17 protein-coding genes are annotated in these 18998 nt (G+C 70.8%); 13 read left to right on the top strand and 4 right to left on the bottom strand.

Features of this window, described 5'->3' with window-relative positions; translation table 11 throughout:
- Window position 1: 1 nt before the first annotated feature.
- A complete protein-coding gene (locus tag O3X23_RS27835) occupies window positions 2–250 on the bottom strand; it encodes a hypothetical protein (protein ID WP_269274325.1) in 249 nt (82 codons plus the stop codon).
- Between the two features lie 67 nt (window positions 251–317).
- Here O3X23_RS27835 and map point away from each other — a divergent pair, with 67 nt between their 5' ends.
- The 5 genes from map (at window position 318) to O3X23_RS27810 (ending at window position 5636) form a co-directional block, all read left to right on the top strand.
- Entirely contained in the window at window positions 318–1175 is an 858-nt protein-coding gene (gene map / locus O3X23_RS27830; protein ID WP_269274324.1) for a type I methionyl aminopeptidase, read from the top strand.
- A gap of 169 nt (window positions 1176–1344) precedes the next feature.
- Window positions 1345–2475 carry an iron uptake system protein EfeO gene (gene efeO / locus O3X23_RS27825; protein ID WP_269274323.1) on the top strand — a complete coding sequence of 377 codons (1131 nt, stop codon included), beginning with the start codon at window positions 1345–1347 and terminating at the stop codon, window positions 2473–2475.
- A 10-nt stretch (window positions 2476–2485) separates the two neighbouring features.
- Complete coding sequence (efeB, locus tag O3X23_RS27820; RefSeq protein ID WP_269274322.1) at window positions 2486–3808, top strand: iron uptake transporter deferrochelatase/peroxidase subunit; 1323 nt, start codon at window positions 2486–2488, stop codon at window positions 3806–3808.
- A gap of 6 nt (window positions 3809–3814) precedes the next feature.
- Window positions 3815–4777 carry an iron uptake transporter permease EfeU gene (gene efeU / locus O3X23_RS27815; protein WP_269274321.1) on the top strand — a complete coding sequence of 321 codons (963 nt, stop codon included), beginning with the start codon at window positions 3815–3817 and terminating at the stop codon, window positions 4775–4777.
- Window positions 4659–5636 carry a hypothetical protein gene (locus O3X23_RS27810; RefSeq protein ID WP_269274320.1) on the top strand — a complete coding sequence of 326 codons (978 nt, stop codon included), beginning with the start codon at window positions 4659–4661 and terminating at the stop codon, window positions 5634–5636. Before efeU ends, O3X23_RS27810 begins: the two co-directional genes overlap by 119 nt.
- A gap of 31 nt (window positions 5637–5667) precedes the next feature.
- Here the strand turns inward: O3X23_RS27810 and O3X23_RS27805 are convergent, their stop codons facing one another.
- The gene (locus O3X23_RS27805; protein WP_269274319.1) at window positions 5668–6378 is read right to left on the bottom strand and encodes a bifunctional DNA primase/polymerase; all 711 of its coding nucleotides are present in this window, start codon (window positions 6376–6378) and stop codon (window positions 5668–5670) included.
- A 199-nt stretch (window positions 6379–6577) separates the two neighbouring features.
- On the opposite strand from O3X23_RS27805, the gene O3X23_RS27800 reads away from it, so the two are divergent.
- The 4 genes from O3X23_RS27800 to corA all read left to right on the top strand — a co-directional run bounded on the left by O3X23_RS27800 (window position 6578) and on the right by corA (window position 11093).
- Window positions 6578–7231, top strand: a complete 654-nt coding sequence (locus O3X23_RS27800) for a biliverdin-producing heme oxygenase (RefSeq protein WP_269274318.1) — start codon at window positions 6578–6580, stop codon at window positions 7229–7231.
- Between the two features lie 294 nt (window positions 7232–7525).
- Window positions 7526–8344, top strand: coding sequence for a dimethylargininase (ddaH, locus tag O3X23_RS27795; protein ID WP_443047992.1), 819 nt, complete (start codon window positions 7526–7528; stop codon window positions 8342–8344).
- Between the two features lie 13 nt (window positions 8345–8357).
- Window positions 8358–9926, top strand: a complete 1569-nt coding sequence (locus tag O3X23_RS27790) for a phytoene desaturase family protein (RefSeq protein WP_269274317.1) — start codon at window positions 8358–8360, stop codon at window positions 9924–9926.
- Between the two features lie 78 nt (window positions 9927–10004).
- Complete coding sequence (gene corA, locus O3X23_RS27785) at window positions 10005–11093, top strand: magnesium/cobalt transporter CorA (RefSeq protein ID WP_269274316.1); 1089 nt, start codon at window positions 10005–10007, stop codon at window positions 11091–11093.
- A gap of 12 nt (window positions 11094–11105) precedes the next feature.
- On the opposite strand, the gene O3X23_RS27780 is transcribed toward corA, so the two are convergent.
- The gene (locus O3X23_RS27780) at window positions 11106–12164 is read right to left on the bottom strand and encodes a small ribosomal subunit Rsm22 family protein (protein WP_269274362.1); all 1059 of its coding nucleotides are present in this window, start codon (window positions 12162–12164) and stop codon (window positions 11106–11108) included.
- Window positions 12165–12418: 254 nt separating this feature from the next.
- Here O3X23_RS27780 and O3X23_RS27775 point away from each other — a divergent pair, with 254 nt between their 5' ends.
- Entirely contained in the window at window positions 12419–13897 is a 1479-nt protein-coding gene (locus tag O3X23_RS27775; RefSeq protein WP_269274315.1) for a sugar transferase, read from the top strand.
- 34 nt (window positions 13898–13931) lie between these two features.
- Here O3X23_RS27775 and O3X23_RS27770 read toward each other — a convergent pair whose 3' ends face one another.
- Window positions 13932–14876 (bottom strand): GDP-L-fucose synthase family protein, encoded by a 945-nt coding sequence (locus O3X23_RS27770; RefSeq protein WP_269274314.1) that lies wholly within the window; start codon window positions 14874–14876, stop codon window positions 13932–13934.
- Between the two features lie 95 nt (window positions 14877–14971).
- Between O3X23_RS27770 and gmd the strand changes: the two genes are divergently transcribed.
- From gmd to O3X23_RS27755, 3 genes are all read left to right on the top strand, one after another.
- Window positions 14972–15985: a GDP-mannose 4,6-dehydratase gene (gmd, locus tag O3X23_RS27765; protein WP_269274313.1), complete on the top strand. Its 1014-nt coding sequence runs from the start codon at window positions 14972–14974 to the stop codon at window positions 15983–15985.
- A 107-nt stretch (window positions 15986–16092) separates the two neighbouring features.
- Window positions 16093–18303 carry a LamG-like jellyroll fold domain-containing protein gene (locus O3X23_RS27760; protein ID WP_269274312.1) on the top strand — a complete coding sequence of 737 codons (2211 nt, stop codon included), beginning with the start codon at window positions 16093–16095 and terminating at the stop codon, window positions 18301–18303.
- Window positions 18300–18998 (top strand): hypothetical protein, encoded by a 699-nt coding sequence (locus O3X23_RS27755; RefSeq protein WP_269274311.1) that lies wholly within the window; start codon window positions 18300–18302, stop codon window positions 18996–18998. Before O3X23_RS27760 ends, O3X23_RS27755 begins: the two co-directional genes overlap by 4 nt.

Raw genomic sequence — 18998 nt, 5'->3', positions numbered from 1 at the left:
CTCAGGGGCCGGACGGGCCGGGCTCGTCGTCGGCGCCCCCGGGCTTGTCGTGCCAGCGGGGATCCGTCTCCCATGCGAGGTTGCGGTCGGCCGCCGTCTGCATCGCCCGCTCGGCCTCGGCCCGGTCGGCGTAGGGCCCGAACCGGTCCTTGGCCGGACACTCGGGTCCTTCCTCCACCTTCCTGTGCTCCAGGCAGTAGAACCATTCGCCCGGCTTGCCGGCCGGCTTCTTCGCCCTGAACAGTGCCATGACCACCTCCTGATGTACGAGTACCTGCCGCCAGCCTGCCCGATCGCCCGCCGATACACTCGTCGGCATGTCTGGTCAGTCGCTTCTCGTTCCCGGCAAGCTCTCCCCGCCGCGCCCGGTGCCCGCCTCGATCCCGCGGCCCGAGTACGTGGGCAGGCCCGCGCCCACTCCGTACACCGGGCCGGAGGTCCAGGACGCCGAAACCGTGGAGAAGATGCGGATCGCGTCGCAGATCGCCGCGCGGGCGATGGTCGAGGCCGCCCGGCACATCGCCCCGGGGGTGACCACGGACGAGCTGGACCGTGTCGCGCACGAGTACATGTGCGACCACCGGGCCTACCCCTCCGACCTCGGCTACCGGGGCTTCCCGAAGTCGCTGTGCGCCTCGATCAACGAGGTCATCTGCCACGGCATCCCGGACTCGACCGAGCTGCGCGACGGCGACATCGTCAACCTGGACGTGACGGCGTTCATCCACGGGGTGCACGGCGACACCAACGCCACCTACCTCTGCGGTGCCGTCGACGACGAGTCGCGGCTGCTCGTCGAGCGCACCGAGGAGTCGCTGAACCGGGCGATCAAGGCGGTCAAGCCCGGCCGGGCGATCAACGTGATCGGGCGGGTCATCGAGTCGTACGCCAAGCGCTTCGGCTACGGGGTGGTCCGGGACTTCACCGGGCACGGCATCAACACCGCGTTCCACTCGGGGCTGATCGTGCCGCACTACGACGCCCCGCACGCCACCACCGTGATCAAGCCGGGCATGACGTTCACCATCGAGCCGATGCTCACGCTGGGCACCCACGACTACGAGATCTGGGAGGACGGCTGGACGGTGGTCACCAAGGACCGCAAGCGCACCGCCCAGTTCGAGCACACCCTGGTCGTCACCGAAACCGGCGCAGAGGTGCTCACGCTGCCATGACGGGGGCAGGGGGCGCGCCGCGACGCGCCCCCGCGTGCGTCCGGTGAGACCGGAATCACTGGACATCGGGCGACCCTGCGGGTACCACAAAGGCAAGGCTCAGATAAGTTAGGCCAGCCTCACCGGCCAACCCCTGTCGTGAGCGTCCCTGAACCGCCTGGAGCCCCGCATGTCCGCAGCCCGTCTCTCCGTCGTCACCGCCGTCGCGGTCGTCGCCGCGCTCGCCGCCGTCAGCGGGTGCTCCGAGAAGACGGACGCCAAGGCGTCCGACGCGATCCAGGTCACCGCCAACGACGACTCCTGCAAGGTCTCGAAGACCACGTTCCCCGCCGGGCACGTGAAGTTCGCGTTCGAGAACAAGGGCTCCAAGGTCAACGAGCTGTACGTCTACGCGCCGGGCGACAAGATCGTGACCGAGCGGGAGAACATCGGCCCCGGCACCAAGGCCGAGATCTCCGCCGAGCTCAAGGCCGGCGACTACGAGGTCACCTGCAAGCCGGGCATGAAGGGCGACGGCCTGCGCACCAAGGTCAGCGTCACCGGCGCCGGCGCGCCGAAGAAGAACGACCCGCGGCTGGACACGGCCGTCGCCGAGTACCGCAAGTGGGCGCAGAGCGAGGCCGACGCGACGATCCCGAAGGTCAAGGTCTTCACCGACGCGATCATCAAGGGCGATGTCGAGGGTGCCAAGGCGGCGTTCGCCCCGTCCCGCACCGGCTGGGAGTCCACCGAGCCGATAGCCGAGTCCTTCGGTGACATCGACCCGAAGACCGACACCCGCGAGGACGGCCTGGAGCCCGGCCAGAAGTGGACCGGCTGGCACAAACTCGAGAAGTCGCTCTGGGTCACCAAGGCGATCTCCGCGGAGGACAAGCAGCTCGCCGCGCAGCTCCTCACCGACCTCACCGGCTGGCAGAAGCGGGTCGGCACGGCGGAGATCACTCCGACCGGCATGGCCAACGGCGCCAAGGAGCTGCTGGACGAGGTCGCCACCGGCAAGGTCACCGGTGAGGAGGACCGCTACAGCCACACCGACCTGTCGGACTTCAAGGCCAACGTCGGCGGCGCGCAGAAGGCCTACGAGCTGCTCAAGCCGGTCGCCTCGCAGAGCAACCCCGAGCTGGCCAAGGAACTGGACAAGCAGTTCGCCGCGCTCAACACGCTGCTCGACAAGTACAGGAGCGGCGACACCTTCGTCTCGTACGACACCGTGAACGCGGCCCAGCGCAAGGAGCTCTCGGACGGCGTCAACGCGCTGGCCGAGCCGCTCTCCAAGCTCGCCGCGGCCGTCGCGAAGTAACGGAGTCCCCATGGCTGACGAAAAGACCACCGCCGCTGCCCCGTCCCAGCCGGACGGGGTGGCCGGGGACGGCACGGCGGGACGGGCCCGGGGCCCGGTCTCCCGGCGCGCCGTCATCGGCTGGACCGGCGCCGGCATCGCGCTCGGCGCTGCCGCCGCAGGTGGTGCCGCGGCGGCCGTGCGCACCGGGAGCGATGTGCAGCCGGCGGCCTCCGCGGGCAACATCGTCGCGTTCCACGGCAGCAACCAGGCCGGGATCATCACTCCGGTCCAGGACCGGCTGCACTTCGCGGCCTTCGACGTGAAGACCGAGGACCGCGCCGAACTCGTCGCGCTGCTGAAGGAGTGGACGGCGGCCGCCGCCGCGATGACGGCCGGCAAGCCGGTCGGCGCGGGCGCCGTCGGCGGCCTGCCCGAGGCCCCGCCGGACGACACCGGCGAAGCGCTCGGCCTGCCGTCCTCCCGGCTGACGATCACCATCGGCTTCGGCCCGACGCTGTTCGAGAAGGACGGCAAGGACCGCTTCGGCCTCAAGGCCCACCGCCCCACCGCCCTCGTCGACCTGCCGGCGTTCCCGCACGACAACCTGGACGCGGCCCGCAGCGGCGGCGACCTCTGCGTCCAGGCGTGCGCCGACGACCCGCAGGTGGCCGTGCACGCGATCCGCAACCTGGCGCGCATCGGCTTCGGCAAGGTCGCCGTGCGCTGGTCGCAGCTGGGCTTCGGCAAGACGTCCTCGACGACACCGGACGAGCAGACCCCGCGCAACCTGATGGGGTTCAAGGACGGCACGCACAACGTCGCGGGCAGCGACCGGGCGACGCAGGACCAGCACGTGTGGGCTTCCGCGAAGGACGGCGCCGCCTGGATGGCCGGCGGCTCCTACCTCGTCGCCCGGCGCATCCGCATGCACATCGAGACCTGGGACCGCACTCCGCTCCAGGAGCAGGAGGACATCTTCGGGCGGAACAAGGGCGAGGGCGCGGCGGTCGGCAAGGAGCGCGAGCACGACACCCCGAACCTCAAGGCGATGCTGCCGACCGCGCACGTCCGCCTGGCCCACCCGGACAGCAACTCCGGCGCGACGATCCTGCGCCGCGGCTACTCCTTCACCGACGGCACGGACGGCCTGGGCCGGCTCGAGGCCGGGCTGTTCTTCCTCGCCTACCAGCGCGATGTCCGGTCCGGCTTCATCCCGGTGCAGAACCGGCTGGCCAGGACCGACGCCCTGAACGAGTACATCCAGCACGTGGGTTCCGCGCACTTCGCCTGTCCGCCGGGCGTGCGCGACAGCTCCGACTGGTGGGGCCGCGGCCTCTTCGAAGGGAAGTGACCGGCCGTGATCGGCAACTATCTGATCGGCCTGCGCGAGGGGCTCGAAGCCAGCCTGGTCGTCTGCATCCTGATCGCGTACCTGGTGAAGTCCGGGCGCCGTGAAGCGCTGCTGCCGATGTGGATCGGCGTGGCCGTGGCCGTCGTCATCAGCGCCTCCTTCGGCGCGCTGCTGGAGTACGGCTCCTCGTCACTGGACTTCAAGGCGCAGGAGGCGCTCGGCGGTTCGCTGTCGATCCTCTCCGTCGTCCTGGTCACCTGGATGGTCTTCTGGATGCGGCGCACCGCCCGGCACCTGAAGAAGGAGCTGCACGGCAAGCTCGACGCGGCGCTCGCCATGGGGACCACCGCGATCGTCGCGACCGCGCTCCTGGCCGTCGGCCGGGAGGGCCTGGAGACCGCGCTGTTCGTCTGGGCGGCCGTGTCGGCCGCCGGTTCCGAGGACGGGTCGGCGGAGCCGCTGACCGGCGTCGCGCTGGGCCTGCTCACCGCGGTGGTGCTCGGCTGGCTCTTCTACCGCGGCGCGCTCAGGATCAACCTGGCGAAGTTCTTCACCTGGACCGGCGCCATGCTGGTCGTGGTCGCCGCGGGCGTGCTCGCCTACGGCGTGCACGATCTGCAGGAGGCCGACTGGCTGCCGGGCCTGGGCTCGACGGCCTTCGACATCAGTTCCACGATCCCTCAGGACAGCTGGTACGGAACCCTGTTGAAGGGCGTCCTCAACTTCCAGCCGGACCCGACCGTCGTCCAGGTCACGGTGTGGGCGCTGTATCTCGTACCGACCATGGCCTTCTTCCTCGCCCCCGGTAGGGTTGCGCCGACCGCAGCAGCCCCGAAGGAGCCGACGCCGAATGACCCGCCGCAGGTTGTCCCTGACAGCCGCAGTTCTGCTGCTCACGCTGATGCCGGTGACGGGATGCGTGACCGTGCACGGGGAGCGGGCGCTCGTGCCGGCGGTGACGAAGGCTGAGGCCGCCAAGGCCCTCGACCGTTTCACCCGGCTCAACAACGAAGCCAAGCGGAGCTACGACCCGGCGGTGCTGGCGAAGGCCGAGACCGGTGCGCTCGGCGCGATGGACCACGGGAGCATGACGGCGCGGCACGCCAACCACCCGGAGGGCAATCCGGCGGCGGTGCCGCTCAAGCTCACCGACGCGCGCTTCCTGATACCGAAGCAGCGCGGCTGGCCCAAGTGGTTCGCCGCCGACGTCCTCAGCAACGCCAGCGGCGACGCCCACTGGCTGCTGCTCTTCCAGCGGTCCGCCGTGAGCGACCCGTGGAAGGCCTCGTACCTGGCGGTGATCGCGGCCGACCGGATGCCGAAGTTCGTTCTGGACCACGACGGCTACGCCGAGCCGGTGCCGCTGGACGATTCGGGGCTGCTGGTCGAGCCCGGCCGGCTCAGCGCCGCGTACACCTCGTACCTGCAGACCGGCACCGCCGCGACGCTGGCCTTCGCCGACGGCGCGCAGACTTCGCAGGTGCGCCAGCAGCGCCGCAAGGGCGCGAGCACCTCGGCCGCGGTCACCGAGTACGCCGACCAGCCGGTGGACGCGGGCGAGTTCCCGCCGGTGGGGCTGCGGACCACGGACGGCGGGGCGGTGGTGTTCTTCGCCTCCCGCCACCAGTCGCGGCTGACCACACCGGGCAAGCCGTTGAAGGTCGACGACCCGGACACCAAGGCGCTGATGACCGGCACCCCGAAGAACTCGGTCACGCTGGTCCGGGTGGCCGAACAGGCCGTCACGGTCCCGCCGGCGAACGATGCCCAGGGGAAGGTCGACTTCCTGGGCCGTCTGCAGGGCCTGGTCTCCGCCAAGGGCGAGTGACGGCAGCCCGGCAGGGGCCGGGCCGGGCGGGTCAGAGCCGCCAGCCCACCGTCTCGGGCACGTACTCGACCTGCGCGCAGGCGTCCATGAGGATTTCCAGGAGCGGCAGCGGGTCGGGGAGCGGACGGTCGGGACCGCGGTCGGTCAGCCAGGTCACGGAGCCGCCGGTGGGCAGCTTGGCCGGCGGCAGCAGGACGTAGCTGGCGCGGCAGTGCCAGCGCAGGCCGGGGTGCTCGTCGACGGTCTCGGGATGGCAGTCCAGCTCGCAGGGCCACCACTCGTCCTCGTCGACGGGGGTGCCGCGGGTGGCGGTGAAGAACAGCAGGCGGTCGTCCCCGTAGGCGGCGACCGGGCCGGCCTCCCCGCCCTCGGCCGCGAGCCGCTCCAGGGCGATGGCGCCCGCGTCGGCCGGTACGTCCAGGACGTCGTGGCTGGCGCCGGTGGCGGAGATGAAGTTCGCGAGCGGCTGGGTGTGCAGCCACTGCTCGATCTTCTGCGGATCGGTGGTGGCCTGGGTGTGCCAGGCGAACGAGACCGGGTGCATGCCCGGGGTGGGACAGCCCACGCGGTCGCAGGAACAGCCGTAGCCCGACGGGTGGGCGGCCGGTGCGACGGGGAAGCCGGCGGCGGCCGCGGCCTGGACCAGTTCCTCGCGGGCCAGGGCGGGAGCAGATCCGGGATCGCTGTCCGAGCCTGCCGATCGGCGGCGCAGCCACTCGGACAACCTGCTCTTGCCTGCCATCGGTCTCCTTCCCTCGCCCCCGCGTCCATGGTCCACGGTACGCGGGTGGTGGGCATCATCCTGCCTCTTGTCCGGAATGAACGCACAGCCGGGGTGGAAGGACTTGAGGAGCGTTGTTCCCGACAGGCCGTCGGGATCCTCTTGACTTAGGTATACCTAAGTTGCGAGGATCGCGGCACGCCCGCAGCAGGAGGTCCCCTTGACGCCGTCCCCGTTCTCCACGGTGATCCGCACCGCCAGCCATGAACAGCACACCGAGGCAGAGAACTCGACCTTCATGAGCGATCTGCTCGGCGGCCGGCTCGGCGTGGACGCATACGCCCGCTACACCGAGCAGTTGTGGTTCGTCTACCGGGCCCTGGAGGACGCGGCGCAGTCGCTGGCCGGAGATCCCGTCGCCGGCCCCTTCGTCCGCGCCGAACTCCTCCGCGTCGCGGCACTCGAACGCGACCTGGACCATCTGCTCGGCGACGGCTGGCAGCACCGGTCGGTACCGCTGCCGGCCACGGCGGCGTACGCGGAACGGGTCGCCGAGGTCGCCGGCACGTGGCCCGCGGGGTATGTCGCACATCACTACACCCGCTATCTGGGGGACCTCTCCGGCGGACAGGTGATCCGCGGCATCGCGGAGAAGACCTGGGGATTCGAACGCAAGGGCGACGGCGTGCGGTTCTACGTCTTCGACGGGATCGGCAACCCGGCCGCGTTCAAGCGCGAGTACCGCGAGCTGCTGGACGCGCTGGCCGTCGACGACCTGGAGAAGCAGCGCGTGGTGGACGAGTGCCGCAACGCCTTCGCGCTGAACAGCGCCGTCTTCGCCGACCTCGCCGACGCCTACCCGCTGAGCGCGTAGCCCCTGCACCACTCGGCAGCACGACGCCTGCGGGACCCGGGAGAACGGGTCCCGCAGGCGTCGTCGCGTACCGGGGCGTACCGCCCGTGGGTGCCGCTCCCCCGCGGCCGGCGGGCGGTGCGCGGGGCAGGGCGGGCGGATAGGCCGCCGTGTATGAAAACCGTCCCGCGAACCGCCCAATCGGCTCGGTGTTTTTCGGGCGCCGAGGGTGGACGATTTGTGCGCGTACGTAACCCTCGCGGCACGCGACCCCACCGGCGTTCCACCGGTGCCTCAAACGACGAGGAGCCCGCATTGCGCTCAGTCCGAACCGCCACACCCCGGCGGTACCTGATGTGCCCGCCGACACACTTCCGGGTGACCTACTCCATCAACCCGTGGATGGACCCCGCCAAGCCCGTCGACCCCGTACTCGCGCTCTTCCAGTGGGAGGAACTGCGGGACCTCTACCGCTCCCTGGGCCATACCGTCGAGGTCCTCGCCCCGGTGGCCGGCCTGCCCGACATGGTCTTCGCCGCCAACGGCGCCACCGTCGTGGACGGCCGGGTGCTCGGCGCCCGGTTCTTCAACGCGGAGCGGACCGCCGAGGCGCCGGCGCACCTGGCGTGGTTCCACCGCAACGGGTTCACCGAGGTGCGCGAGCCGCAGCACATCAACGAGGCCGAGGGCGACTTCGCCGTCACCTCGCAGTGGATCCTGGCCGGTATGGGCTTCCGCAGCAGCCCGCTCTCGCACTCCGAGGCCCAGGAGTTCTTCGGCCGGCCCGTCATCGGACTGGAACTCACCGACCCCCGCTACTACCACCTCGACACCGCGTTCGCCGTTCTCGACGACGCGGCGGGCGAGGTCATGTACTTCCCCGGCGCGTTCTCGCCCGGCAGCCGCAAGGTGCTGGCCCGGCTCTTCCCCGACGCCCTGCTGGCGACCGCCGTGGACGCCGCCGCGCTCGGGCTGAACGCCGTCAGCGACGGGCACCACGTGGTTCTCCCGCGAGGTGCCACCGGGCTCTTCGCACCGCTGCGCGAACGCGGTTTCGAACCGGTCGCGGCCGATCTGTCGGAGCTGCACAAGGCGGGCGGCAGCGTGAAGTGCTGCACCCAGGAGCTGCGGTAGCTACCGTGCCTGCATGTCCTCCGACAGCGCGGCGTCCCGCGCACCGAAGCGTTCCTCGTACGACGCCGTGATCGTGGGCGGCGGCCACAACGGTCTGGTGGCCGCCGCCTACCTCGCCCGCGCCGGCCGCAGCGTGCTGCTGCTGGAGCGGCTGCCGTCCACCGGCGGCGCGGCCGTGTCCACCCAGGCGTTCACCGGGGTCGACGCCCGGCTGTCGCGCTACTCGTACCTGGTCAGCCTGCTGCCGCGGAAGATCACGGACGAGCTGGGGCTGCGCTTCGCGGTGCGCCGCCGGCGGATCTCCTCGTACACGCCGTATGAGGGAGGATGCCTGCTGGTCGACTCGCAGGATCCGTCCAGGACCCGGGAGGGCTTCGCGCGCCGCACCGGCTCGGAGCGGGAGTTCGCGGCGTGGCAGCGCTTCTACGCGATGACGCAACGCGTGGCGGAGCGGGTCTTCCCGACGCTGACCGGGCCGCTGCCGACGCGGGCGGAGCTGGAGCGGATCGTGGACGACCCGGCCGCCTGGGAGGCGCTGTTCGAACGCCCGCTGGGCGAGACCGTCGAGGCGGCCTTCGAGGACGACCTGGTCCGCGGGATCGTGCTGACCGACGCGCTGATCGGCACGTTCACCCACGCCCACGACGAGACGCTGCGGCAGAACCGCTGCTTCCTCTACCACGTCATCGGCGGCGGGACCGGCGACTGGGACGTGCCGGTGGGCGGGATGGGGGCGCTGACGGACGCGCTGGCCGGCGCCGCCCGCGCGGCCGGCGCGGAGATCGTCACGGGATGCGAGGTGACGGGCATCGCGACGGACGGCGGCCGCGCCGAGGTCTCCTTCGAGGGCGGCCGGGTGGGAGCCGGGCACGTGCTGGTCAACGCCGCCCCGCACACGCTCGCCGGGCTGCTCGGCGAGCCGGCGCCGCCCCGCCCGGAAGGCGCCCAGCTCAAGGTCAACATGCTGCTGCGCAGGCTGCCCCGGCTGCGGGACACCTCCGTGGACCCGCGCGAGGCGTTCGCCGGCACGTTCCACATCGCCGAGTCGTACGACGAGCTGGCGACCGCGTACGAACAGGCCGCCGCGGGGTCGATCCCGGCCGCCCCGCCGTCCGAGATCTACTGCCACTCGCTCAGCGACCCCTCGATCCTCTCCCCCGCCCTGGCCGGCCAGGGCGCCCACACCCTCACCCTCTTCGGCCTGCACGCCCCCGCCCGGCTCTTCGCCACCGACCCGTCCGGGACGAAGGACGCGCTGCTCAAGGCCACCCTCGCCCAGCTCGACGCGGTGCTGGCCGAGCCGCTGGCCGACTGCCTGGCGCTCGACGCCGACGGCCGGCCCTGCATCGAGGCGAAGTCCCCGCCGGACCTGGAGCGCGAGGTCGGGCTCCCCGGCGGCCACATCTTCCACCGCGACCTGAGCTGGCCGTACGCCTCCCCCGACACCGGCCCCTGGGGTGTGGAGACGGCGGACCCCGCCGTGCTGCTGTGCGGCGCGGGCGCGGTGCGCGGCGGCGGGGTCAGCGGGATCCCCGGGCACAACGCGGCGATGGCGGTCCTGCACGGGACGCCCGGGACCTGACCGGGGGCTCGCGGCAGGGCGGGCGGTGCGCGGGCCCGATCGGCGATACTTCCTCGGATACGTACCGAGGAGGGCACGATGACCGGTCGGCAGTGGCGCAGGAGCGGGACCGGGGGCAAGTGGCACACCCTCGACGAGAGCGGCGGCGCGCTGCCCGCACCCCGCAGGTGCACCGCGGACGTGATCGTGGACTGCGCGGTGTACGAGGACGGCAAGCGCTCCGCGACGCTGCCGCCGCGTGAGGCGCTGGCGGCGGCCCGGGAGCGCGGCGGGTTCGCCTGGATCGGGCTCTACCAGCCGGACGCCGAGCACCTCGGGGAGATCGCCGACGTGTTCGGCCTGCATCCGCTCGCGGTCGAGGACGCCGTCAAGGCGCACCAGCGGCCGAAGCTGGAGAGCTACGGCGACACGCTCTTCCTGGTGCTGAAGACGATCGTCTTCGTGGAGCACGAGAAGCTGACGGCGACCAGTGAGGTCGTCGACACCGGCGAGATCATGATGTTCCTGGGCAAGGACTTCGTCGTGGTCGTCCGGCACGGCAGCGCCCCGGGCCTGTCCCGGGTGCGCAGTTCGCTGGAGGCGCGGCCGGAACTGCTGGCGCACGGTCCGGCGTCCGTGCTGCACGCGATCGCGGACCAGGTCGTCGACGACTACCTGGACGTCGCGGACCAGGTGGAGCTGGACGTGGACCAGTTGGAGTCCGACGTGTTCTCGGACGGGCACGGCGACGACGCGGAGCGGATCTACCAGCTCAAGCGCGAGCTGATCGAGTTCAAGCGGGCCGTCCATCCGATGGCCCGCCCGCTGCAGCGCCTCACGGAGGACGCGTACTCGTTCATCGGCCCCGAGGTGGGCCGGTATCTGCGGGACGTCACCGACCACCTGTCCCACGTACGCGAGCGGCTGGCCGGTTACACGGAGTTGGTGGACGGGTTGTTGTCGGCCAATCTCAGCCAACTCGCCGTGCAGCAGAACACCGATATGCGGCGAATCAGCGCGGCCGCGGCCATCCTGGCGATCCCCACGATGATCGCCGGTTTCTACGGGATGAACTTCGAGCACATGCCGGAACTGCGCTGGACTTTCGGCTACCCGCTGATGCTCGGTGTGACGGCCGCGCTCTCCGCGGTGGTCTACCGGGCCTTCCGGCGCTACGGCTGGCTCTGACCCGGAACGCTCTCAGGCGTCCTCGGAGGGCGGCGGCCAGCTGTTGCCCCAGTCCGCGTCGCGGGCGGCGCGGTAGAGGTCGCCGTGCCGCTTCTTGGTGATGATGCCGCGGGAGATCCCGTCGTCCCGCGTGCACAGGTCGAGCAGCACCTGGCCCTTGCGGATCTGCGGGTGCCGCACGACGCGCCCGGCGGCGGGCGCGGCCGGGAAGCGGGCGGCCGCGACGTAGCTGAACTTCTCGTCCTCGTACGGCAGTGAGCCGCCCTTGACCTGGCGGTGCAGCGAGGAGCGGTTCACCCGGGCCGCGAAGTGGCACCAGTCGGTGCCCACCATCGGGCAGCCCCCGTCGTGCGGGCAGGGGGCGAGGACGGTGTACCCGGCGCCGAGCAGCTGGTCGCGGGCGGCGATGACCCGGGCATAGCCGTCCGGGGTGCCGGGCTCGACGATGACCACGGCGCCCAGCGCCGCGCGGGCGGCCTCGGCGACGACCGAGACGCGGGCGGCGGCGTCCAGTTCGCCGAGCACGTACGAGACGGTGACCAGGTCGGACTCGGGCAGCCGGACGGCGCCGCCCAGCGGGGCCCGGCGCCACTCGGTGTCCCGCACCGCCGCGGAGTCGGCCCCGGCGGCCAGTTCGCGGCCGAGGGTGAGCGCGGCTTCCGACCAGTCCAGGACGGTGCTGGTGTGGGCGTCCTGCCGCCAGGCGTCGGCGACCGCCCAGGTCGCCGCTCCGGTACCGCCGCCGACGTCCAGGTGAGTGGCCGGAGCCCACGCTCCCGCCCGCGCCCGGAACTCCGCGAGGGCGGAGCGGACGGCGGCGTAGGTGGCGGGCATCCGGTACGCGGCGTACGCGGCGACGTCGGAGGCGTCCCGCAGGATCGGGGCGTCGGTCGGCGTCTCGCCCCGGTACGCGGCGATCAGCCGGTCGACCGCCTGGGCGGCCCGGGTCGGCGGCAGGCCGTCGAGGAGGCCGTTCAGCGCGGCGCGCAGGTCATCGGGGGCTTGCAAGGTGGACACAAGCGACAACTGTAAAGGGCGCCGCCACGGGCCCCGGACGCTCACCCTCCGCATGCGCTCCGGCACCGGCGCGATACCTTCCGGCCCTTGTCGACCCCCGCCTGCAACCGCCGAGTGGACGCCCGCCATACTCCGTATGGCCATGTTGTGCAGGAGAGCTATTAACTTGGACACAACAACGGCTCGAATATACGTAAACCGAAGCGGATGACCACTCTTTTGGCCTACCGTTCCGGTTTATCACGGCGCACTGCTGCTTGGGGAAGTGGCAACCGCGCCCAATCGGTCGCGATGTGCCAGGGGGGTCCATGCGGCGTGTCGAAGTACCCAGTGGTCTGATCGAAACCGGACCGAAACACGTGCGGAGCAAGGCTCCGCGCGGACTCAGTGACAAACCGACGTGGTATCTGCCGGTGGCGCTCGCCGTCGACCTGGTGGGTATCGCCCTACCCGTGGCGCTCGTGTTCCAAGCGACGCGTCAACCGTACCCATGGGCGTGCGCAGCCGTGGCCGCGGTGGCCTGGCTCTGCGTGCAGGCGGGACGGCACCGCTATGCCGCGAGGTCCCTGGGCGAGTCCCGGGCCGCGCTGCCGGTGCTGTACGACTGGCTGATCCTGCTCGGAGTGCTGGCCGTCGCGCGCACCGCGGTCGGCGAGATATCCGAGCCGTCACTGGCGCTGCTCGGGCTCGCGCCCGGACTGCTGCTGACGGCTTCCTGCCGCAAGATGACGCACCGGCACCTCGCGGCGACCCGCCGGGAGGCGCACGCCGTACGCAAGGTCCTGGTGATCGGTGAGCCGAGCGCCGCGGACCATGTCGTCGGCCACCTGGCCAAGCGCACCGACCACGCCTATGTGGTGGTCGGCGTCGTCCCGGTCGGGAACGCCAACCTCGAATGCGGAGCCCCGGTCAGTGCCCGGCTCGGCTCCGTGATGCCCAGCGCCCCGAGCGGCGACTCCGCGCTGGTACTGGGCGCTGCCCGGGACCACCGTGCGGAACTCGTGCTGGTGGCGCCGGGACCGCGGATGGCCGGAGAGCGGCTGAAACGTTTGTCCTGGGCGCTGCACGACGCGGGACTGCCGTTGGCGGTCCTGCCGGGACTGGTGGACGTGGCCATGCGCCGCGTCCAGTTCGCCGCGCCCGCCGGACTGGCGATGCTCCACATCACCCCGCCACTCCGGCGCGGTGTCCAGATCAAGCTCAAGGCGGCCATGGACCGGACCGGCGCCGCGGCCGGGCTGATGGTGCTGGCGCCGCTGTTCGGGCTGATCGCGGCGGCCATCCGGCTCGGGTCACCGGGCCCGGCCTTCCACAAGCAGGTCCGGCACGGCCAGAACTGCGCGCCTTTCACCATGTGGAAGTTCCGCACCATGGTCGTGGACGCCGAGGCCCGCAAGGCCGAACTGACGGCGGCCAACGAGAACGACGGCCTGATGTTCAAGATGCGCCGCGACCCCCGGGTCACGGCCGTCGGCCGGCTGCTGCGCCGCTGCTCGCTCGACGAGCTGCCGCAGCTCGTCAATGTGCTGCGCGGTGAGATGTCCCTGGTCGGGCCGCGCCCGCCGCTGCCGGACGAGGTGGCCCGCTACGACGAGATCGAGCTGCGCAGGCTCGCCGTCAAGCCGGGTATCACCGGACTCTGGCAGGTCAGCGGACGTTCCGACCTGTCCTGGGACGAAACGGTCGCACTCGACCTGCAGTACGTCGACAACTGGTCGTTCACCAGTGACGTCGACGTGATGGCCCGCACGCTCCGTGCCGTGGTCGACGGACGAGGAGCGTATTAGACCGGTGCTCCTCGCTCCTCCATCCGCCAACCCCTCACGCCTCGGACCTCCACTGGGTGTACACCGAGGCGATGCCGTCCCGCAGCGGGATCGTCGGCTTCCAGCCGAGATCCGTCAGCCGGGACACGTCCAGCAGTTTGCGCGGGGTGCCATCGGGCTTGGTCGTGTCCCAGCCGATGGCACCCTCGTAGCCGACGACGTCCCTGACGGTCTCCGCGAGTTCGCGGATCGTCAGGTCGTCGCCGCAACCGACGTTGACGGGCTCGTCGCCGTCGTAGGTGCGCAGCAGCAGCGCGCAGGCGGCGGCGAGATCGTCCGCGTGCAGGAACTCCCGGCGCGGGGAGCCGCTGCCCCAGAGCTCGACGCTCTCGCGCCCGTCGCGCTTCGCCTCGTGGAAGCGGCGGATCAGGGCCGGCAGGACGTGCGAGGTCTCCAGGTCGAAGTTGTCGCCGGGGCCGTAGAGATTGGTCGGCATGGCCGAGATGTACGAGGCGCCGTACTGCCGCCGGTAGGACTGGATCTGGACGATGCCGGCGATCTTGGCGAGCGCGTACGGCTCGTTGGTCGGCTCCAGCGGGCCGGTGAGCAGCGCGTCCTCGCGGATCGGCTGCGGGGCGAGCTTGGGGTAGATGCAGGACGAGCCGAGGAAGAGCAGCCGGCCGACCCCCGCCGCGTGCGAGCCGGCGATGACGCTCAGCTGGATCCGCAGGTTGTCCTCGATGAACTGCACCGGGAAGGTGCTGTTCGCCATGATCCCGCCGACCTTGGCGGCGGCGAGCACGACCGCGTCCGGCCGGACGTCCGCCAGGAACTTCGCGGTCTCCGCGGCGTCGCGCAGGTCCAGTCCGTCCCGGCCGCGGGTGATCACCTGGTGGCCGTCGGCAGTGAGCCGGCGGGTGACCGCCGAACCGACGAGTCCGCGGTGTCCCGCGACGAAGATCCGGGCGCTGGGCGGGAGAAGTTCCCTCGTAGCCTTCATGACACCGGATTATGCCTTGCGGCATCACCCGTTCGGGTCTGAGCCCAGCTTTCCGTAAGAATCAGCAAATATCCGGATCCCTAAGGGGGGACCGCGTGAGCAAGAGCGCACTCATCACCGGCGTCACCGGCCAGGACGGCTCGTACCTGGCCGAACTGCTGCTCGCCAAGGGCTACACGGTGCACGGTCTCGTGCGCCGCTCGTCCAGCTTCAACACTGAGCGGATCGACCACATCTACCAGGGCCCGCAGGAGGCGAATCGTTCCCTCGTGCTGCACCACGCCGACCTGTCGGACGGTGTGGCCCTGGTGAACCTGCTGCGCGACCTGCAGCCCGACGAGGTGTACAACCTGGGCGCGCAGTCGCACGTCAGGGTCTCCTTCGACGCACCGCTCTACACCGGCGACGTGACCGGGCTGGGCGCGCTGCGCCTGCTGGAGGCGGTCCGCGCGAGCGGCATCAGCACCCGCGTCTACCAGGCCTCCTCGTCGGAGATGTTCGGCGCGGCGCCGCCGCCGCAGAACGAGGCCACGCCGTTCCACCCGCGCAGCCCCTACGGCTGCGCCAAGGTCTTCGGCTACTGGTCCACGGTGAACTATCGCGAGGCCTACGGGATGTTCGCGGTCAACGGGATCCTGTTCAACCACGAGTCCCCGCGCCGCGGCGAGACCTTCGTCACGCGGAAGATCACCCGCGCGGTCGCCCGGATCCAGGCGGGCCTGCAGGACCGGCTCTACCTCGGCAACCTCGACGCGGTCCGCGACTGGGGCTACGCGCCCGAGTACGTGGACGCGATGTGGCGGATGCTGCAGCAGGACGAGGCCACGGACTACGTGGTCGCCACCGGCGTGCCTGCTACCGTGCGCCAGTTCGTGGAGACCGCCTTCGCCCACGCGGGACTGGACTGGACCGAATACGTTCGCTACGACCCCAAGTACGAGCGGCCCAGTGAGGTCGACGCGCTCATCGGGGACGCGAGCAAGGCCCGCGACCTCCTTGGCTGGGAAGCGACGGTCAAGGTGGAAGAACTGGCACGGATCATGGTGGATGCCGACATTCAGCATGTTTCCGATCAGTTGGCGGGCGCAACTGTACGCATAGATCGATAAATCTCGTCCAAAAATGCAGACTAGGGCCTACTGAGCGCCCTACTCTGCCCTGCACCAGTGGCTTGTTCGAGCCACAGGTGAACAGCAAGGGCCTTGGGGGGCTACGCATGCGTAAATTGGGGGTGTTCTCGGTTGCCACCGCATTGGCGGCCGCGACACTGGGAGTGCTGACGACGCACTCCGCGACGGCGCTCACTCCGCCGGTCGCCATCACGGCGGACGACCTGTCGACCTGGCAGACCAACGGAATCGTCTGGGCCTTCGCCCAGGCGAACGGAGTGGTCTTCGCCGGGGGTACGTTCTCGGCCATCCGGCCGCCCGGCTCGGCAGCCGGGGTCAACGAGCAGCCCGCGGTGAACTTCGCCGCGTTCGACACCACGACGGGCGCACCCACCGGGTGCAACCTGTCCTTCACCGGCGGCACGGAGACGGTCCGCGCGCTCACCGTCTCGCCGGACGGCAAGACGCTGTACGCGGGCGGTTCCTTCGGATCCGTCAACGGCGTCGGGGTGAGCAACCTGGCGGCGATCGACATCGCCACCTGCACCCCGCGCAACGATTTCCACGTCAACGTCACCGCCACCGTGCGGGCGCTGACGGCGACCGCCGACACCGTCTACCTCGGCGGCGACTTCCAGGCCGTCCAGGGCCAGACCCGTGGCCACCTGGCCGCGGTCACCACCACGGGCGACCTGAAGCCGTGGACCGCCGACACCGACGAGACGGCGCGCGCCGTCGAGGTGGCCGCCGACGGCACCCACGTGATCGTCGGCGGTGACTTCTACACCGTGAACGGCGCGAACTCGCACGCGCTGGCGGTGGTCGACGCGACCACCGGAGCCGTCACCAAGAACTACCCGAACGGCTTCTTCGACAACACGTCGGTCGTCAAGGACATCGTCACCGACGCCACCGGCTTCTACGTCGCCAACGAGGGCACCGGCGGCGGGGTCTTCGACGGCCGCACCGCCTTCAACTACAGCGACTGGAACCAGCGCTGGCGGGACACCTGCCTGGGCGCCACCCAGAACCTGGCGCTCTACCAGTCGGTCCTGTACAGCGGCTCGCACGCCCACGACTGCGCGACCATGGGCGAGTACCCGGACGGCAACCGCAAGCACCTGCTGGCCGAGTCGGTCGACAGCCCGAAGCTGCTGCCCTGGTTCCCCGACACCAATGACGGTCTCGGCGAGCTGGTCGGCCCGCGCGTCCTGATCGTCGCTTCCGGCGGCGGCAAGGACTACCTCTGGGCGGGCGGCGGTTTCACCACCACCAACCTCAAGGCCCAGCAGGGTCTGACGCGGTTCGCGAACGGACCCGACACCGGAGCGCCCAGCATCCCGCAGGTCATCGCGTCGAGCGTGGAGCCCGGCAAGGTCCAGGTCCGCTGGCAGACCAGTCTCGACCTGGACGACGGCGACCTGACCTACAACGTGTACCGGAACAACGGTGCCACGCCGGTCTACACCGTCAGCGCCTCCTCGCTCCCGTGGGTGCGCCCGCAGCTCACCTTCACCGACACCAACGTGGTGGCGGGCACGTCGTACACCTACCGGGTGTCGGCGAGCGACGGCACCAACGTCAGCGCCAAGTCGGCCAACGCGACGACCGTCGCCGCGGCCACCGCCGAGTCGTACCCCGCCAAGGTCGTCGCCGACGGCGCCAGCCTGTACTGGCGCTACGACGAGACGGCCGGCTACCTCGCGGACGCCTCGGGCAACCAGGCCGCCGGTGACAACCTCGGCTACTCGACCCGCCGGGTCGTCCCCGCCGCGGTCAAGGGCAGCAGCACCGCCGTCACCTACAACGGCACCACCCAGTACTCGTACAGCGACCGCTCCTACCCGAAGCCGGCCGCGTACAGCGTCGAGACCTGGTTCAAGACCACCAGCACGCAGGGTGGAAAGCTGGTCGGCTTCGGCAGCAACACCAACGGCCGGCTCAGCGGCAACTACGACAAGCACATCTACATGACCAACGCCGGCCAGCTGATCTTCGGTGCGTACACCACCGGGGTCCGCGCCATCGGCAGCGGCAACGGCTACAACGACGGCAAGTGGCACCACGTGGTCGGCACCCAGGGAGCCGACGGCATGAAGCTGTACATCGACGGGAACGTCGTGGCCAGCTACGCCCTGTACACCGCCAGCCAGGACTACATCGGCTACTGGCACGTCGGTGGCGACCAGCTCAACGGCTGGCCGACCCAGCCCACGAGCAACTTCTTCGCGGGCTCCATCGACGAGACCGCGATCTACCCGAGCGTTCTGACTCCCGCGCAGATCGCCCAGCACCACACCCTGGGGCTCACCGGATGATCCACCCGCTCCGGGCCACCGCCGCCGCCGTCATCACGACGGCGGTGGCGGTGGTGCTCCTGACCGGCTGCTCCAGCAGCGGCCATGACGACACCAAGGCCGCCCCGCCCGCGGGGACCGGTCCGACCGCCTCGGCCCCCGCCTCCGGGGGCCTCGACCAGAACCCCACCGCCACGGCCGCCCCGACGACTCCGGGGCCGACCGTCCCGGCGGCGGAGCTGAAGCCGAAGACGGGTTCGTTCACCAAGCAGCAGAAGCAGTACCTGACCGGCCGGGTGCCCAAGGGATCGGATCCCGCGGCCGTGCTCGAAGTCGGCCAGGAGTCCTGCGACAAGATCAAGTTCATCGCCAAGCGGGACCCCGACGCGGCGGCGAGCGGCATCCTGCTCGGCCAGATCACGGGCGCGCACGATGCCGTCCCCGCGCTCTGCCCCGATCAGAAGCCGGTCCTCGCGGCGGCGGAGCACGGCTTCGTCGACGGCACCTTCACCGTCGGGAGCAAGCCGAAGGCCGGCAGCGTCATCACCGCCGGGACCTATCACGCGCCGACCCCGACCAAGACCTGCTCCTGGACGCTGACCGGCGCGGGCGGCAAGGACGTCACCGGCAGCAAGACCCAGGTCACCGTCCCGGCGGGCGCGCGCAAGTTCTCCAGCACGGGCTGCTCCGTGTGGCTCTTCTCGAAGGGGAAGTGA

The sequence above is a fragment of the Streptomyces sp. H39-S7 genome (genome assembly GCF_027158205.1).
Lineage (GTDB): Bacteria > Actinomycetota > Actinomycetes > Streptomycetales > Streptomycetaceae > Actinacidiphila.
This window is presented reverse-complemented; position numbering and strand designations above follow the sequence as displayed.

Coding starts and splice junctions, on each gene's coding strand:
- O3X23_RS27835 (WP_269274325.1), bottom strand. CDS start 250: ATGGCACTGTTCAGGGCGAAGAAGCCGGCCGGCAAGCCGGGCGAATGG.
- map (WP_269274324.1), top strand. CDS start 318: ATGTCTGGTCAGTCGCTTCTCGTTCCCGGCAAGCTCTCCCCGCCGCGC.
- efeO (WP_269274323.1), top strand. CDS start 1,345: ATGTCCGCAGCCCGTCTCTCCGTCGTCACCGCCGTCGCGGTCGTCGCC.
- efeB (WP_269274322.1), top strand. CDS start 2,486: ATGGCTGACGAAAAGACCACCGCCGCTGCCCCGTCCCAGCCGGACGGG.
- O3X23_RS27810 (WP_269274320.1), top strand. CDS start 4,659: ATGACCCGCCGCAGGTTGTCCCTGACAGCCGCAGTTCTGCTGCTCACG.
- O3X23_RS27805 (WP_269274319.1), bottom strand. CDS start 6,378: ATGGCAGGCAAGAGCAGGTTGTCCGAGTGGCTGCGCCGCCGATCGGCA.
- O3X23_RS27790 (WP_269274317.1), top strand. CDS start 8,358: ATGTCCTCCGACAGCGCGGCGTCCCGCGCACCGAAGCGTTCCTCGTAC.
- corA (WP_269274316.1), top strand. CDS start 10,005: ATGACCGGTCGGCAGTGGCGCAGGAGCGGGACCGGGGGCAAGTGGCAC.
- O3X23_RS27780 (WP_269274362.1), bottom strand. CDS start 12,164: ATGCGGAGGGTGAGCGTCCGGGGCCCGTGGCGGCGCCCTTTACAGTTG.
- O3X23_RS27775 (WP_269274315.1), top strand. CDS start 12,419: ATGCGGCGTGTCGAAGTACCCAGTGGTCTGATCGAAACCGGACCGAAA.
- O3X23_RS27770 (WP_269274314.1), bottom strand. CDS start 14,876: ATGAAGGCTACGAGGGAACTTCTCCCGCCCAGCGCCCGGATCTTCGTC.
- O3X23_RS27760 (WP_269274312.1), top strand. CDS start 16,093: ATGCGTAAATTGGGGGTGTTCTCGGTTGCCACCGCATTGGCGGCCGCG.
- O3X23_RS27755 (WP_269274311.1), top strand. CDS start 18,300: ATGATCCACCCGCTCCGGGCCACCGCCGCCGCCGTCATCACGACGGCG.